The 16321-nt window shown below is 65.5% G+C and carries 13 protein-coding genes and 1 tRNA gene; 8 read left to right on the top strand and 6 right to left on the bottom strand.

The genetic code is table 11. From position 1 onward, the window contains the following. Window positions 1-123 precede the first annotated feature (123 nt). The gene (choW, locus tag ACZ1I5_RS09530; RefSeq protein ID WP_465173449.1) at window positions 124-1884 is read left to right on the top strand and encodes a choline ABC transporter permease subunit; all 1761 of its coding nucleotides are present in this window, start codon (window positions 124-126) and stop codon (window positions 1882-1884) included. Beyond that, the gene (gene choV / locus ACZ1I5_RS09525) at window positions 1881-3083 is read left to right on the top strand and encodes a choline ABC transporter ATP-binding protein (protein WP_465173448.1); all 1203 of its coding nucleotides are present in this window, start codon (window positions 1881-1883) and stop codon (window positions 3081-3083) included. Before choW ends, choV begins: the two co-directional genes overlap by 4 nt. Window positions 3084-3201: 118 nt before the next feature. Here the strand turns inward: choV and betC are convergent, their stop codons facing one another. Beyond that, window positions 3202-4722, bottom strand: coding sequence for a choline-sulfatase (gene betC / locus ACZ1I5_RS09520; protein ID WP_465173447.1), 1521 nt, complete (start codon window positions 4720-4722; stop codon window positions 3202-3204). Between the two features lie 215 nt (window positions 4723-4937). On the opposite strand from betC, the gene eat reads away from it, so the two are divergent. Then, a complete protein-coding gene (gene eat, locus ACZ1I5_RS09515; RefSeq protein WP_465173446.1) occupies window positions 4938-6305 on the top strand; it encodes an ethanolamine permease in 1368 nt (455 codons plus the stop codon). Between the two features lie 95 nt (window positions 6306-6400). Further along, on the top strand, window positions 6401-8728 hold the full coding sequence (locus ACZ1I5_RS09510) for a TonB-dependent receptor (protein WP_465173445.1): 2328 nt from the start codon (window positions 6401-6403) through the stop codon (window positions 8726-8728). 47 nt (window positions 8729-8775) lie between these two features. Here ACZ1I5_RS09510 and ACZ1I5_RS09505 read toward each other — a convergent pair. From ACZ1I5_RS09505 to moaA, 3 genes are all read right to left on the bottom strand, one after another. Next, window positions 8776-8850: transfer RNA gene (locus tag ACZ1I5_RS09505), tRNA-Asn, on the bottom strand. Between the two features lie 52 nt (window positions 8851-8902). Next, complete coding sequence (locus tag ACZ1I5_RS09500; protein WP_465173444.1) at window positions 8903-9676, bottom strand: NAD kinase; 774 nt, start codon at window positions 9674-9676, stop codon at window positions 8903-8905. Window positions 9677-9686: 10 nt separating this feature from the next. Continuing rightward, entirely contained in the window at window positions 9687-10682 is a 996-nt protein-coding gene (gene moaA / locus ACZ1I5_RS09495) for a GTP 3',8-cyclase MoaA (RefSeq protein WP_465173443.1), read from the bottom strand. A gap of 204 nt (window positions 10683-10886) precedes the next feature. On the opposite strand from moaA, the gene ACZ1I5_RS09490 reads away from it, so the two are divergent. The 3 genes from ACZ1I5_RS09490 to ACZ1I5_RS09480 are packed head-to-tail and all read left to right on the top strand — an operon-like array spanning window position 10887 to window position 13153. Beyond that, window positions 10887-12536, top strand: a complete 1650-nt coding sequence (locus ACZ1I5_RS09490) for a putative bifunctional diguanylate cyclase/phosphodiesterase (RefSeq protein ID WP_465173442.1) — start codon at window positions 10887-10889, stop codon at window positions 12534-12536. Continuing rightward, the gene (locus ACZ1I5_RS09485; RefSeq protein WP_465173441.1) at window positions 12533-12967 is read left to right on the top strand and encodes a YybH family protein; all 435 of its coding nucleotides are present in this window, start codon (window positions 12533-12535) and stop codon (window positions 12965-12967) included. Before ACZ1I5_RS09490 ends, ACZ1I5_RS09485 begins: the two co-directional genes overlap by 4 nt. A 60-nt stretch (window positions 12968-13027) precedes the next feature. Further along, window positions 13028-13153, top strand: a complete 126-nt coding sequence (locus ACZ1I5_RS09480; RefSeq protein WP_465173440.1) for a hypothetical protein — start codon at window positions 13028-13030, stop codon at window positions 13151-13153. 301 nt (window positions 13154-13454) lie between these two features. Here the strand turns inward: ACZ1I5_RS09480 and ACZ1I5_RS09475 are convergent, their stop codons facing one another. Next, complete coding sequence (locus tag ACZ1I5_RS09475; RefSeq protein WP_465173439.1) at window positions 13455-13883, bottom strand: acyl-CoA thioesterase; 429 nt, start codon at window positions 13881-13883, stop codon at window positions 13455-13457. A 14-nt stretch (window positions 13884-13897) separates the two neighbouring features. Further along, window positions 13898-15601 carry an AMP-binding protein gene (locus ACZ1I5_RS09470; RefSeq protein WP_465173438.1) on the bottom strand — a complete coding sequence of 568 codons (1704 nt, stop codon included), beginning with the start codon at window positions 15599-15601 and terminating at the stop codon, window positions 13898-13900. Between the two features lie 139 nt (window positions 15602-15740). On the opposite strand from ACZ1I5_RS09470, the gene ACZ1I5_RS09465 reads away from it, so the two are divergent. Then, window positions 15741-16304, top strand: a complete 564-nt coding sequence (locus tag ACZ1I5_RS09465) for a TetR/AcrR family transcriptional regulator (RefSeq protein WP_465173437.1) — start codon at window positions 15741-15743, stop codon at window positions 16302-16304. Window positions 16305-16321: the final 17 nt, after the last annotated feature.

Below are 16321 nucleotides of genomic sequence, written 5' to 3'. Positions count from 1 at the left end.
AATGCGCTCGAACAGACATAGCGCTTGCACATCCGTTGAACATTTAGTCAACTATGCCAGCTTGGGCTTTCGGGGAAAACGCCAATGGCAAGGGGCTGGTTTAGCAGGTCGGTAGTCCTTGCCATGTTTCTTCTACTCGGCTTTCCCGCCGCAGTCGAGGCGGCGGGCGATCCGCCACTGTGCCGGCAGGTGAGGCTGGCGGATGTCGGCTGGGCCGACGTGACCGCTACTACCGCTCTTGCATCCCAGCTTCTCGGCGGCTTGGGGTATGAAGGGCGCATCACCGTGCTGTCGGTGCCGGTCACCTTCAACGGCATGCGCAACCGCGACATCGACATCTTCCTCGGCAACTGGATGCCGACTCAGTCGGCCGATCAGAAGCCCTTTCTCGACGATCATTCGATCGATGTGGTTCGCGCGAACCTGGTCGATGCCCGCTACACCCTGGCGGTCCCGTCCTATCTCTACGATGCCGGGCTCAAGAACTTCGACTCGATCCAGCGCTTTGCCGGCCCGCTCGGCGCGAAAATCTACGGGATCGAGCCGGGCAATGACGGCAATCGGCTGGTGCTCGGCATGATCGGCAAGAACCAGTTCGGGCTCGGCCAGTTCAAGCTGATCGAAAGCAGCGAGCAGGGCATGCTTGCCGAGGTGGAGCGCGCGGTGCGCAATCATCGCTCGATCGTCTTTCTCGGCTGGCAGCCGCACCCGATGAACAGCCGCTTCAAGATGCGCTACCTGTCGGGTGGTGATGCCGTGTTCGGACCGAATTTCGGCGGCGCCAAGGTCTATACCAATGTGCGCTCGGGCTATCTCGAACAATGCCCCAATGTCGGGCGCCTGCTCAGGAACCTGGTCTTCGAGGTCGGCGACGAGAATGCCTTGATGGAGACAGGTGTCGAGAAGGGCAGTCCGACGATCGCCGCGCGCGACTGGCTGCGGGATCACCCCGACAAGGTGCGAACCTGGCTGAAGGGCGTGACGACGTTCGACGGCAAGCCGGGCGACGCGGCTGTGATGGCGGCGCTCGCCCCGGCGGCGCGGGGCAGCTTCATCACCGAGCACAAGATCCCGGTCGGGGTCTGGATGAACGATCTGGTCGAGGGCATTAAAACCCATGCCGCGATCTTCGCGCTGATCACGACGGTCGTCGGGTCGTCGGTCAATGCGCTGACCGCGGTGCTGATGTTCATCCCGCCGTTGCTCTTCGTGGCGCTGATGGCCGGACTTGCCTATTATCTGCGGCGCTCCGTCGCGCTTGCGATCTTCGTGCCGCTCGCGCTGCTGTTCATCATCAACCAGGGCTATTGGGCAGCGACGATGGAGACGCTGTCGCTGGTGATGTTCGCCGCCGCGGTCTCGACGGTGATCGGGGTTCCGATCGGCATCTGGGCGGGGCATCGACCGCGGGCGTTCGACATGCTCCGGCCCGTGCTGGACCTGATGCAGACGCTGCCGACCTTCGTCTATCTGATCCCGACGCTGGTGCTGTTCGGGCTCGGCGTCGTGCCCGGGCTGATCTCGACGATCATCTTCGCGTTGCCCGCGCCGATCCGCCTGACTCAGCTCGGCATCATGTCGGTGCCGACGCCCTTGCTGGAAGCGGGCAAGTCCTTCGGCGCGACCAATTGGCAGCTGCTCACCAAGGTGGAATTGCCCGCGGCGCGGCAGTCGATCGTCGCCGGCATCACTCAGTGCATCATGCTCAGCCTATCGATGGTGGTGATCGCCGCCCTGGTCGGGGCGGGCGGGCTGGGCGTGCCGGTGGTGCGGGCGCTCAACACGGTCCAGGTCGGCATGGGCTTCGAGGCCGGGTTCGCCATCGTGCTGCTCGCCATCATCCTCGATCGCATCACACGCAACGACGCGAAGGGAACGCCATGACCGTCGCGCTCGAATTCCGCAACGTCGATATCCTGTTCTGCAAGGGCCAGGGCAAGCGGCATGACGACAGTCTTGCGACGGCGCTGAAGCTGCTCGACCAGGGTGCCGACCGCGCCGAGATCGCACGGCAGACCAATGTGGTGCTCGGTGTCACCAACGCCAGCCTGGTGGTCGAACAGGGCAAGATCTCCGTGCTGATGGGGCTGTCCGGCTCGGGCAAATCGACTCTGTTGCGGGCGGCCAACGGGCTCAACAAGGTGACGCGCGGGCATGTGCTGGTGCGCGACGGTCTGGGCTCGAAGGATATCGCCGATTGCGACGAGGCGACGCTGCGCCATATCCGTCGCAACCGGGTGGCGATGGTGTTCCAGCAATTCGCGCTGCTGCCGTGGCGCACGGTGCGCGAGAATGTCGCCTTCGGCCTCGAGCTGCGGGGCACGCCCAAGGCGGAGATCGCCGAGATCGTGGACGAACGCCTCGCCCTGGTCGGTCTCGACAAATGGGCCGATCGTTATGCCGGCGAGCTTTCCGGCGGCATGCAGCAGCGCGTCGGCCTGGCTCGTGCCTTTGCGACGGACGCCGATATCCTGTTGATGGACGAGCCTTTTTCCGCGCTCGACCCCCTGATCCGCGCCAAGTTGCAGGACGAGTTGCTGACCCTGCAGGAGCAGGTCCAGAAGACCATATTGTTCGTCAGCCACGATCTCGACGAGGCATTGAAGCTGGGCGACCAGGTGACGATCCTCGAAGGCGGGCATATCATCCAGAGCGGCACCGGAGAGGATATCGTGCTGCGTCCGGCGACCGACTATGTCGCAGAATTCGTGCGCCACATGAACCCGCTCAACGTCATGAACGGCGCGTCGGTGATGCGCCCGGCGGCTGGGCTGGTCGCGCGGGACGGTGAGATCCATCTCGACGAGCACGGCCTGTACCGGCTGGGAGAAGGTGAGGGCCTTGGCAGACTGACCATCGCCGGCGAGGCGCATGCCATTACCACGATCGATGATCCCGATGCGCACCACGCCTTTCCCGACGCCGTCGTCGCATGCCCGGCCGGCATCTCGGTGCGCACGCTGATCCGCATCTGCGCCGAATCCGCCCATCCGGTGCTGCTGGTCGAAGGCGGCCGGCTGGTCGGCGTCTGCTCGGGCACCGACATCCTGCGCGCGCTCCGTCAGAGCCCCGCCGGGGCCTGACGGACGCGCCCGCCTCACCCTTCTCGTTCCCCGCCGAAGGCCGAAACCTGGTGCCCTGAACCTTAAGTTCGTTCCATGACAAACCTGCCGTCATGCTGAACTTGCTTCAGCTGGATCGCTATTCGCTGCGAACCCGCGGGAATCGGGCCGAGGCTTCGAGCTCTTCGAGGTCCATATGTCCCCGCACATATTCCTGCGAAGCATCACGGCAGGGCTGATAGTCCCACGACGTCCTTTTGCCCTCGGCCATCGCGGCGGCGACCAGGCGGCGGCGCTGCTGGCTCGCCAGCACCTCAGCCTCGATCCGGCCAAGATCCCAGCGCGCCGCGACCTCGCGCCGGAAGTCGGCCACCAGTGCCGCATGGTCGGACGACGGCGCGAGGTTGATCAGTTCGTCCGGGTCGGCGGCAAGATCGAATAGCTGGTCGGGATCGACCGGCGAGTGGATGAACTTGAACGGTCCGCGGCGGATCATCACGATCGGCGCGATCGCGCCCTCGCCGAGATATTCGCCCAGCACCAGGTCATGGCCAGGCTGGCCGGCCAGGTGCTGCATCAGGCTGGTGCCGTCGCGCGGGGTGCCGGCGTCGTCGTCGCCGCCCGCGAGATCGATCAGCGTCGGCAACAGGTCGACCAGCGACACGCTCTCCGCCACGCGCCTCGGGTCGAACCTGCCCGGCGCGTTGACGATCATTGGAATGCGCGCGCCTCCCTCGAAGAAGTTCATCTTGTACCAGAGGCCACGCTCACCGAGCATTTCGCCATGATCGCCGATCAGCAGCACGATCGTGTCGTCGGCCATGCCCGTCTGGGCGAGCGTTTCGAGGGCAGCGCCGATCTGCTCGTCGACAAAGCTGATCGCGCCATAATAGGCATGCCGCGCGGCGCGGACCTGCTCATCGGTGACCTCGTCCAGGTCGAGCCCGCAGACGTGCCGCAGCCGAAGCGAATGCGGGTCCTGCCGCTCGATCGGGATGCTGACGCGGGGAAGGCCGATCCCGGCATGGTCGTACAGATCCCAGTAACGCTGCGGGATCGCGAAGGGATCATGCGGGTGGGTGAGCGACATCACCATGAAGAAGGGCCGGTCGTCGCTGTCGCGCGCGATCTCGAACAGCTTGCGGCGCGTGACGAAGCTCACTTCCTCGTCATAGTCGAGCTGGTTGGTGCGGATGCACGGACCTGCGCTCAGCACCGAATCCATCGAATGATACCAGCTCGGCCGCTCGTCGAACCGGGTCCAGTCGGGCGTCCAGGCGAAATCGGCCGGGTAGATGTCGGTGGTCAGCCGCTCCTCGAACCCGTGCAGCTGGTCCGGGCCGACAAAGTGCATCTTGCCGGCAAGGATCGTGCGATACCCGCGACGCCGCAGGTGATGCGCGACGGTCGGGCGATCGGCCGGGAATTCGCAGGCATTGTCATAGCCGCCGATACGCGACGGCAGCAGGCCCGCGAGGAACGAAAAGCGCGACGGCGCGCAGAGCGGGCTGTTGCAATAGGCTGAATCGAACACCACGCTGGTCTTGGCCAGCCGGTCGATGTTCGGGCTTTTGACGGCCATGTTGCCATAGGCGGGCAGGGCGCCCGGCGCCATCTGGTCGACCATCAGGATCAGGATATTGGGTTTGGCGCCAGCCATGCACTGATCCCGATGCGAGCGAAAAGCCGATGCTTGGCGCTTGCCCTTGATGCTGTGAAGTCGGCTTTCGTTATACCCCGCATAAGAAGCGCTTTTACTTCGCTGCGCCGCACAACAGGCCTTTCCAGCAGCGGCGGACGCGATGATACTCGGCCGATGGGGTGTCCCCGGTGGTGCCAGGCAAATGGCCGCTCCCGGGCGCCCGGGGGACATCGATGCACGACCGTCAGGACGTCACGCTCGCCAAGAATCTCAATGCCTTCCATCTCTGGGGCATCGCCGTCGGGCTTGTCATCTCGGGCGAATATTTCGGCTGGAGCTATGGCTGGGCGACGGCCGGGACGCTCGGTTTCCTGGTCACGACGATCGTCGTCGCGACGATGTATGTCGCCTTCATCTTCAGCTTTACCGAACTGACCACCGCGATTCCGCATGCGGGCGGGCCATTCGCCTATAGTCACCGCGCTTTTGGGCCGGTCGGCGGTGCCGTCGCGGGCTTCGCCACGCTGATCGAATTCCTGTTCGCGCCGCCGGCGATCGCGCTGGCGATCGGCGCCTATCTCAACGTGCAGTTTCCCGGGCTCGACCCGAAGCATGCCGCACTCGGCGCCTATGTGGTCTTTGTCCTGCTCAATATCGTCGGGGTACGAATCGCCGCCACCTTCGAGCTGTTCGTGACGCTCCTGGCGGTCGGCGAGCTGCTGGTGTTCATGGGGGTCGTGGCGCCGGCATTCAGCTGGACCAGCTTCGCCGCCGACGGCTGGAGCGGTGCCGCCCATTTCACGATCGGCTCGATCGGCGGCATCTTTGCCGCGATCCCGTTCGCGATCTGGTTCTTCCTGGCGATCGAGGGCGTGGCGATGGCCGCCGAGGAAGCGCGCGAGCCGCGGCGCACCATCCCGATCGCCTATATCGCGGGCATCTTGACGCTCACCGCCCTGGCGTTCGGGGTGATGATCTTCGCGGGCGGGTCGGGCAACTGGAAGGCGCTGTCGAACCTCAACGATCCGCTGCCCCAGGCGATGAAGACGGTGGTCGGCTCGTCGAGCGGCTGGCTGCACATGCTGGTCTGGCTCGGCCTGTTCGGCCTGATCGCCTCGTTCCACGGGATCATCATGGGCTATGCCCGGCAGATCTTCGCGCTGTCGCGCGCGGGCTATCTGCCCTTGATTTTCGCGCGGCTGCATCCGCGCTTCCGCACGCCGCATATCGCGACAGTCGCGGGCGGCATGGTCGGCGTCGCGGCGATCTACAGCGACAGCCTGATCGGCATTGCCGGCCAGTCGCTGACCGCGAGCATCGTGACCATGTCGGTGTTCGGTGCGCTGGTGATGTACATGATGAGCATGGCGAGCCTGTTCCGCCTGCGGAAGACCGAGCCAGCGCTCGATCGACCCTATCGCGCGCCGCTCTATCCCCTCGCGCCGGGGTTCGCGCTGGCGATGTCGGTCGTCGCGCTGGCGGCGATGATTTATTACAACGGGGCGATATTCCTCGTGTTCCTCGCATTGATGCTCGTGGCGGTCGCCACGGCACTTCTCGTCAAGAGGCCGGCGCCCTCGGCATCCGCGATGTCCGGATGAGGTGCGTCGTCGACCAGAGCTGCGCGGTGAAGCGGCAGGCTTCGATCAAAAGCGGAGTGGGGTAATCCGACGACTAAAGGGGCATGGAAATGGCAATGAAAATGACCGATCTGCGCGGCCCATGGCTGGCGAGCGCATCGATTGTCGGGCTTCTGGCGATGGTTCCGAACGGCGCGGTGGCGCAGACCACGCCGGCCAGCCCGGCTTCCGAAAATCCCGCCGACATCGTCGTCACCGCCCAGCGCCGCGAACAGAAACTGCAGGACGTCGGTATCGCGATCACCGCACTGTCGGGCGATACGCTGCAGAAGTTCAACATCAACAATGCGACTGACCTGACCCGTGCGGTCCCTACGCTCAAGATGAACGCCTATTCGTCGGCGCAGGTAGTGTTCAACATTCGCGGCGTGTCGCAGAACGATTATGGCGACCAGCAGGAGCCGCCGGTCGCGGTCTACCAGGACGACAGCTATTCGAGCTCGATCAACCTGGCGAGCTTCCCGACCTTCGACCTTGCCCGGGTCGAGGTGCTGCGGGGGCCGCAGGGCACGTTGTTCGGGCGCAACGCCACCGGCGGCGCGGTGCAGTTCATCTCGAACCAGCCGACGAGCAGCTTTAGCGGCTATGCCACGGTCACCGTCGGCAGCTACGGCCAGATCGTCACCGAGGGCGCGGTCTCCGGGCCGATCACCGATACGCTGCAGATCCGTCTCGCCGGCATCCGCGATCGCGACAAGGGCTATATCGAGAATATCAATCCCGGCATGCCGGCGCGTGGCGCCAACAATCACTGGGCGCTGCGCGGCATCGTCGCATGGCAGCCGACGGAGAGCATTTCGACACGCCTGACACTTCGGTACATGCGCGCGCCGCGCGAGCGCCAGGCGGGCCTGTATTCGCTGGTCGCAAGCTGCCCCAATGCGCAGTTCCAGGGCGAGGTACTCGGCGCGAACGAGAGCTGCGGCTATTGGGGATCGGGCCCGGGAGAGACGGGCGCCGGCTATCGCAACGATGCGATCAACCCGACGCGTGGCGGCGATCCGTACAAGACCGCGGCAACCGATCCGAGCTATGTCGATCGCAAGGTGTTCGGCGCGACGCTGCGGGTCGAAGCGAGTCTCGCCGATGGCCTCGATCTCATCTCGATCACCGATTACCAGCACGGCACCAAATTCTATGTCGAGGACGGGGATTCGTCGCCAGCCGACGGCGTGTTCTTCTACCAGGGGTCGAAGCTCGACCAGGGCTCGCAGGAAGTGCGGCTGCAGGCGCACCTCGGCGCCAATGAACTCACCGTTGGTGGATACGGACTGATCGTCAACGGCCATTATACCGGCAAATATGCCGATCTGTTCTACGGCTATGATCCCCTGGTCGCCTTTTCGCAGCGGGCGGAATCCTTCGCCTTCTTCGCGCAGGACGAATGGGCGGTCACCGACAAGGTCAAGCTGATCGGCGGTCTGCGCTACTGGCATGATTCGCGCCGCGGCAGCTATTTCGGATCGGAGCCGAGCACTGGCGTCTCGATCACCTTCAACCCGCGCGAGGTATCCTACGGGTCGTTCGGCGTCACTCAACCCGCGACCGGGGTCGTCACGACGCCGGCCAACGCGACGCCGACATTCAACGGCCTCACCGCGCGCGCGGAGATCGATTACAAGCCGGTCGATCGATTGCTGCTCTATGCGAGCTACAACCGGGGATCGAAGAGCGGGGGCTTCACCTTTTCGACCGGCACGCCCTTTCCGGGCGCCGAAGTCGCGACGCTCAACGGCATTCCCTATCGCCCCGAAAAGCTCGATGCCTATGAGCTTGGGGCGAAGGCGACCCTCGCGCCCGGCACGACGCTGAACATCGCCGCCTTCCACTATGAATATCACGACTATCAGGCCTTTGCCCAATATGGCGCGGTGCAGACGGTGGTGAACCTCCCCGCGAAATCGGAAGGCATCGAGGTTGAATTCGCGACGCGACCGCTTCGCGGCCTCACGCTTCAGGCAAGCGGTTCGGTGCTGCACAGCGAGGTCCGCAACGTCGCGCTGCCGGATCTCGCGACGATCGAAACGCATGATCTGCCCCAGGCACCGGGTTTTTCCGGCAATGCGCTCGCGCGGTACGAATTCGCCTTTCTAGGGGGCATGGCGTCGGTGCAGGGCGATTTCCAGCATAGCGGCAGCTTCTGCTTCACCGTGCTCTGCGCGCCGGTCGAGCGGGAAGGGGCCTATGACGTCGTCAATGCGCGGATCGGCTATGTGTCGCCGGGCGGTCTCTGGGAGGCGGCGTTCTTCGTGAACAACATCTTCGAGGAGCGCTACCGCGTTTACGGCTATGACAACACGCTGTTCGACGGCACGGTCGCGGGCGTCTACGCCAAGCCGCGGACCTGGGGGCTTACGGGCACGGTGCATTTCGGCGCCCATTGACCGCAGGTACGTGGCGCTACGCTTCATCCGTTCCTGCCGTGGAACGGTGGCTCCCTGAGTTGGATTCGAACCAACGGCCGCTCGATTAACAGTCGAGAGCTCTACCGCTGAGCTATCAGGGAATACCGTGCGGAGGCGCGCTGTATAGCCTGCGATTCAGACGATGCAACCCCATCAGGCGATGAATTGTTCCATCGTGATGCGGTCGTCCAGAGCATGTTCCGGATCGAACAAAAGCGTGAGCTCGCGGGCGCGGTCGATCGCGATATCCACCTTCGCGACTTCGCGAATCTCGCGCTGATCGGCGACCGCGCTGACCGGGCGCTTGGCCGGTTCGAGCACGCGCAGCGAGATGCGCGCCTTGTCCGGCAGGATTGCGCCGCGCCAGCGTCGGGGACGGAACGGACTGATCGGGGTCAGCGCCAGCATGGCCGAGCCGAGCGGCAGGATCGGGCCGTGAGCGGAGAGATTATAGGCGGTCGATCCCGCGGGCGTCGCGACCAGGATGCCGTCACAGGCGAGTTCGTCGATCACCACCCGCTCGTTCACCGTCACCTCGAGCTTGGCGGTCTGGCGGGTTTCGCGCAGCAGCGAGACCTCGTTGATCGCGGGCAGCTTGAAGACCTCGCCATTGGCCGTCTCCGCCGTCATGCTGAGCGGGATGACCTTGAATTCCTTGGTGCGCGACAGGCGCTCGTCCAGCCCGTGGCGGCGCCATTCGTTCATCAGGAAGCCGACCGTGCCGAGGTTCATGCCGAACACCGGCACCACGGGCTTGCGCCGTTCGAGCATGGCGTGGAGCGTCTGCAGCATGAAGCCGTCGCCGCCGAGCGCGACGATCATCTCCGCATCCTCGACCGGCACCCAGTCATAGGCATCGGCAAGCTCCGCCGCCGCTGCCTGGGCGGGGGGCGTCGGGGAGGCGACGAGCGCCCGGCGAATGCTCATTGGGGCAGGCTCATCCGCCGGTGACGCTCATATGGCGCGACACCGCCGGTGCCGCCGCGGCGATGTCGAAATCATGGCGGGCGGGCTTGGTCGCCATGGCCCGGTCGAGCGCGGCGTCGAGCCCGGCCAGGCCACCATCGCGCAGCGCCTGCTTCAGATCGACCTGATCATCATGACCGAGACAGGTGTAGAGCACGCCTTCGGTGGTCAGGCGCACCCGGTTGCAGGTGTCGCAGAAATTGGCGGTGAGCGGCGAGATCAAGCCGAGGCGCGTGTCGGTGCCCGAGACCTGCCAATATCGTGCCGGGCCGCCGCTGCGATAGGTGTCGCGGACGAGCGGGAAGCGCGCGGCGAGATCGTCGAACACCGCGGTCAGCGGCAGGAAGCGGTCAGTGCGGTCCTCGTCGATCGCGCCGAGCGGCATCGTCTCGATCAGCGACAGGTCGAACCCGTGCGCCACGCACCACTCGAGCATCGGGGCGATCTCGGCCTCGTTCAGGCCCTTGAGCGCGACCATGTTGATCTTGACCGACAGGCCGGCGTCGCGCGCGGCGACGATGCCGCCGATCACGCGCGCCACGTCGCCATGGCGGGTGATATAGCGGAATGTCTCGGAATCGCGGCTGTCGAGGCTGACATTGATGCGACGGATGCCGGCGGCGGCCATGTCGGCGGCATGATCGGCGAGGTGGTTGCCGTTGGTCGTCATGGTCAGCTCGTCGAGCCCGGCGCCGACATGACGTCCGAGGCGCCGCACCAGATCGCCGACATCGCGACGAACGAGCGGCTCGCCGCCGGTCAGCCGGATCTTCGTGATGCCGCGCGCGATGAAGCGCTCGGCGATCAGCGCGATCTCCTCCAGGCTGAGCAGCGCCGCGCGCGGCAGGAAGGTCATCTGCTCGGCCATGCAATAGCGGCAGCGCAGGTCGCAGCGATCCGTCACCGAGATCCGCAAATAGCTGATCGTGCGGCCATGGCGGTCGATCAGGGCGGGGGCGCTGGCCATGTGCAGGAGCTAAGCCTTTGCGGAGGCGCTAACAACCCCGTTCGGGATTTTTGGCACGGTCTCCGCTCCGGTCCGGGAGCGTGCAAGCCTTGTTCTTCACCGCCAAAGCCTGGATGAAGGATCGGTCCCGCGACAGGCGCGGGACGAACGCAACGGGAGGCCCCGATCGACCCCGAGACCAGCCATGGCACCGCGCCCCTCTTCATGCTGTCGTTCCGGCAGGATGACGAACTCGGCGGGCTTGCGGCGGGCGCCGGCTGGCGGGTCGTGTCGGCGCGCGAGGCGGCCGGTGCCGGGCAACGGCTCGCGACAAGCGGGGCGGCGGTCGCGGTGATCGACGCCCGTGATGCACCGCGCGAAGCGCGCGCGGCCGCGTCGACGCTGGGCAGCGCGATCGCCGCCAGTGGCGGAGCGCTGCTCGCGCTCGTCCCGCAGGACGACCTCACGGCGATCGGCGATTTCTACGATGCGGGGGCGACGCATTTCCTGACCGTCCCGTTCAGCGATGACGACTTCCTCCAGGCGCTGCGCTACGCCGCGCGCCACGCCGAACGCCTGGCCGGGAACCGGCGCGCGACTGCGCCGGCCGAACCGCTGGGAGACGCCGACGCGCTGACCGGCATCCGCGACACCGCGGGCGCGCGAGACTGGATCGCACGGCGGCTGGCGCATGCCGATGCGCGGCCGCTGACCGCGATGCTGGTCGCGATCAACCGTTTCGAGATGGTCAATGCCGCTTATGGCCGGGCCGCGGGCGACGCGCTGCTCCGCGCTGCGTTCAGGCGGGTCGAGGATGTCGCTGCGGGTGCCTTGATCGCCCGGCTCGACGGACCGGAATTTCTCGTCGCGATCGAAGATGACGGCGCCCGTATCGACCTTGCCGCGCAAAGGATCGCGAGCGAACTGGCGCGACCATTCCTGACCGGCGACACCATCGCGGTGCTTGGCTGCCGGATCGGCATTGCCGGGCGCGAGCCGGACGACACCGCCGTGAGCCTGATCCGCCGGGCGAGCGAGGCGCTGGCCAACGCGCGCGCGTCGGACAGCGCCACGGTGCGGATCGCGGAGGCAGGCGGCGCCGAGGAATCGATCGACGCGCTCGCGGTCGAGCTGCGCCATGCGATGAGCCGGGGCGAGATCGACATCCTGTTCCAGCCCCAGGTATCGGTCGCGACCGGGGCGATCGTCGGCGTGGAAGCGCTGGCGCGCTGGGACCACAAGACATTGGGGACGATCGGCGCGAAGATATTGTTCGCGGCGGCGGCGCGCGCCGATCTCGAAGTCGGCCTGTCCGACCATATCCAGCGGATCACGCTGGAGCGGGCCGCAGCATGGCCCGCGCCGCTGGATAGCCTGCGCCTGTCACTCAATTTGACGGCGGCCGATATCGCGCGGCCGGGCTTTGCCGATCTGTTCCTCGATCGCGTCCACGCCAGCGGCTTTCCGACAGTGCGCCTGACGGTGGAGATCGTCGAGAGCGGCCTGATCGAGGATCTGGGCGCGGCCGCGACGGCGCTGGCTGTCCTGCGCGGCGCGGGCGTACGCGTCGCCATCGACGATTTCGGGACCGGTTATTCAAGCCTCGTCTATCTCAAGTCGCTGCCGCTCGATTATCTCAAGATCGACAAGCAGCTGGCGCAGGACATCACCGGCGCGCCGCGCGACCGGGTGGTGGTGCGCGGCGTGATCGACATGGCGCGGGCGCTGGGCCTGGTCGTCATCGTCGAAGGGGTGGAGACGCAGGAGCAGCTCGATCTGCTCGCCAGGGAAGGGTGCCAGATCTATCAGGGCTTCCTGCACTCCGAAGCAATCTCGACCGAGGCGCTGGTGGCGCTGATGGAGAATCCGGCATGAGGATGATCGCCGCCTTTGCCGTTGCCGCGCTGGTGGCGCCCGCTACAGCCGCACCGCGGGAGGACGCGCATGCGGCGATCATGGCGGCGATGGCCGACAGCGCGGCGGGATGGACGGCCGGCGATCTCGGCCGCTTCATGGCCGTCTATGCGGACGACGCGACCTTCGTGGTCGGTGACGGTGTGATCCGGGGCAAGGCCGCGATCGCCGCGCGCTATGCCCCGCGCTTCTCGGGCGACCGCGCGGCGAAGCGCGGGGCGTTGACCTTCGACGAGATCGATTTTCGCCTGATCGATCCATCCCACGCCTTGCTCGTCGCACGCTACCGGTTGAAGATCGATGGCGCGGCGGACCAAACCGGCCCGACCTCGCTGCTGTTCGAGAAGAAGCGCGGCGCCGGCTGGAAGATCGTCGCCGATCACAGCAGCTAAAGGGACGGCGCTGGGCTGGTTTGCCGACGGAACGGGTCGGACAAGACAATGGTGCCCCGGGTGAGCGTCCTTATCATCCCGGCTATTACGCTGCCTTTCTTCCTCGATCCGGACGGCAACAATATCGAAGCGGTATTTCACGGCGAGGCGGCGCGTAGCGCATCCTCGGTGACGATCCGTTTCTGACGCGCGGCGGCATTCGGCGAGCGATCGGTTGGCGGGAATTCGCTGTTCCGGCCGATTAACAGGGAATTTAACAGGGAATTGAATTTTTCGCGCGCATTTCGGGCCAATTTCGTATCAGCAAATATTTGAAATAATTGTCTTTAACTGGAAATTCCCTGTTATCACGGAACAGGGAATTCTCGCCCGGTAACAGGGAATCACGCCATCACTGAGAAAGAGCGGGACGAGCCGGCAACGACTCGTCCACTCCCTGTTGCGCCAGTCACCCGGAATGTTGAATCGATCGCCCCGAGGTGACGCGTCATGCCGCCACGGCGACGGGGGCGATCGCATCGAAGCGGGCGCGCAACGTCTCGGGAAACGGGCAGGAACGCCGTATCCGTCGATCCATATGGATGCCGGTGATGGCGCAGGTCGCGCAGACTTCTCCGGTCTCCGCATTGTACATGGTGTGGGCGAACCGGATGATCTTTTCGCGAAGCTCGATCACCTCGCTGCGGATCTCGACGATGTCGCCGGCAAGCAGTTCACGCTTGAACGTCGTGGCCTGTTCCAGCGCCGCCATGCCGCAATGGCTCTCGCGCAGATAGGAGGGCGTGATGCCGAGCTGGCCGAGCAGGTTCCAGCTCGCCTCGTCGAACTTGCCTGCGTACCACATGTTGTTCATGTGCCCGACATGGTCGCAATGCCACGGGTAGACGGCACCGCGATAGGTCAACATTCTTTCCATAAAAGACATCCGATTCAAGCCGTTGCCAGCGCGTGCGCGCCGAGTTCCTCCGCGATGCGGGCACGTAGTTCGGTCTTCCGCACCTTGCCCGAGACCGTCATCGGAAACGCGTCGACGAAGCGGACATGTTTCGGAATCTTGAAATGGGCGATCTTCCCCCGGCAGAAATCCCGGAGCTGCGCCTCCGACGCCTCATGGCCCGCGCGCAGCATGACGAAGGCGCAGAGCTCCTCTCCGTAACGCTCGTCCGGAACGCCGACGACATGCACGTCCTGGATCGCGGGGTGGCGGTGGAGATATTCCTCGATCTCACGGGGATAGATGTTTTCACCGCCCCGGATCACCATGTCCTTGGCGCGTCCTACGATGTTGCAATACCCCTCCGCATCGATCGTCGCGAGATCGCCGCTGTGCATCCAGCCGTCCGCATCGATCGCCTCGGCGGTGCGCGCCGGATCGCCCCAATAACCGCGCATCACGGAATAGCCGCGCGTGAGCAGTTCGCCCTTCACGCCGCGCGGAACGGTCGCGCCCGCGGCATCGACGATCCTGACCTCGACATGAGGATGCACGCGGCCGACCGTGGACACGCGGCGTTCCAGCGGGTCATCGACCGCGCTCTGGAAACTGATCGGCGCGGTTTCGGTCATGCCATAGGCGATGGTGATCTGGGCCATGTGCATGCGATCGATGACCTTGCGCATCAGCTCGATCGGGCAGGGTGCGCCGGCCATGACGCCGGTGCGCAGGCTCGACAGGTCATGCCGGGCGAAGCCGGGCGCCTCGATCATCGCGACGAACATCGTCGGGACGCCGTGCAGCACGGTGCACCGTTCCCGATGCACCGTGGCGAGCGTCGCTTCGGCGTCGAAGGCCTGACCGGGAAAGACCAGGGTGGCGCCGTGCGTCAGGCCGGCAAGATTGCCGATCACCATGCCGAAACAGTGATGGAGCGGCACGGGAATGCACAGCCGATCCTCGGCGGACAGGCGCATCGCATGGCCGATCAACATGCCGTTGTTCAGGATGTTGCGATGCGTGAGCGTCGCGCCCTTCGGGTTGCCGGTGGTGCCCGAGGTGAACTGAATGTTGATCGGGTCGTCGGGCGACAGGGACGGCAGGATCGCATCTGGGCAGGCGACGCCCTCATTCGGTGGGAAATCGATCAGATCCTCATAAGCCAGCATGCCGGGGATCAGGTCATCTCCCAGGGCGATCACGTGGCGCAGCGCCGGCAAGCGCGCCGAACGGAGCTCGCCCGGATGAGCGGTCGCGAGTTCAGGCGCGATCTCGCGCAACAGCGCGCCATAGTCAGTGCCGCGATAGCGCGGGACCAGGACCAGCGCGCGGCATTCGACTTTGGTCAGCGCATATTCGAGTTCGTGGGTGCGATAGGCCGGGTTGATCGTGACCAGGATGATTCCGACCTTCGCGGTCGCGAGCTGGACCACCACCCATTCCGCGCAATTGGGCGCAAGAATGCCGAGCCGGTCGCCGGGCTCAAGGCCAAGCCGCGCGAGCGTGGCGGCAAGGCGATCGACGCGCCGCTTCAGCTCGGCATAGGACCAGCGGACCTGTTGATGCGGCACTACCAGGGCTTCGCGCGCGGCGTGAGCGGTGGCGATCCTGTCGAAACAGGCGCCGATCGTTTCCTCGACCAGCGGGGGCGAGGATTCCCCCCGAACATGACTGAGCAATAGCTCCACGATCTTCTCCATGCTTCAATTTCGGAAAGATGCCGTCATGCGACCCGCGGCATCGGCGCGATCGTTTACTTTGTCGCGCTGCGTGATACGGTGCCGTATCGAGTCGCGCGGCATAAGTCAATACGGTGCCGTATCAGAAAAGGAATGGTGAATGGACGACGGGTCTCAGGCGTGGGTCGACGCAGCGCTGGAAGAGATGGCGCATGGGCTCGATCAGGTAAGGGTCGAGGTGATCGCGCAGCGCCTAGGGGTGACGAAAGGTGGTTTCTATCGCCGGTTCAAGGACCGGCGCGCGCTGCTCGACGCGATGCTGGAGAAATGGACGGCCGGCCGCATCGCGGCGATCGAGCAGCAGACCCGGCTGGTCGACGACGGCCCGGCGGACCGGCTACGATCCCTGCTCGACCTGTTCGCGGCGCGGCTGAACACTCAGGGTCTGGCGATCGAACTTGCCGTGCGGGAATGGGCGCGGAGCGACGAAGCGGCAGCGGCGGCGGTGCTGCGCGTCGACGAGGCCAGGCTGGCGCATGTCGCAGAACTGTTCGAGCAACTGGGCCTGTCGCCCGAGGCCGCGCGAACGCGGGGCGTGCTGTTCTACGGTTTCGTGTTCGGGCAGAGCTCGCTGGTGCTCGCGCCGACCGTGGCGGCACGGACCGCGCTGATCCGGTCGTGCGGGGACCTGCTGATCGTGCCGCCGCTCGGCGTGGCTGCCTAGCGCCATCCAATCAGGCG

It is taken from the genome of Sphingomonas sp. BL-S-30 (assembly GCF_055521475.1).
Note: the sequence above shows the minus strand (reverse complement) of the source record. Positions and strands in the feature narration are given on the sequence as shown.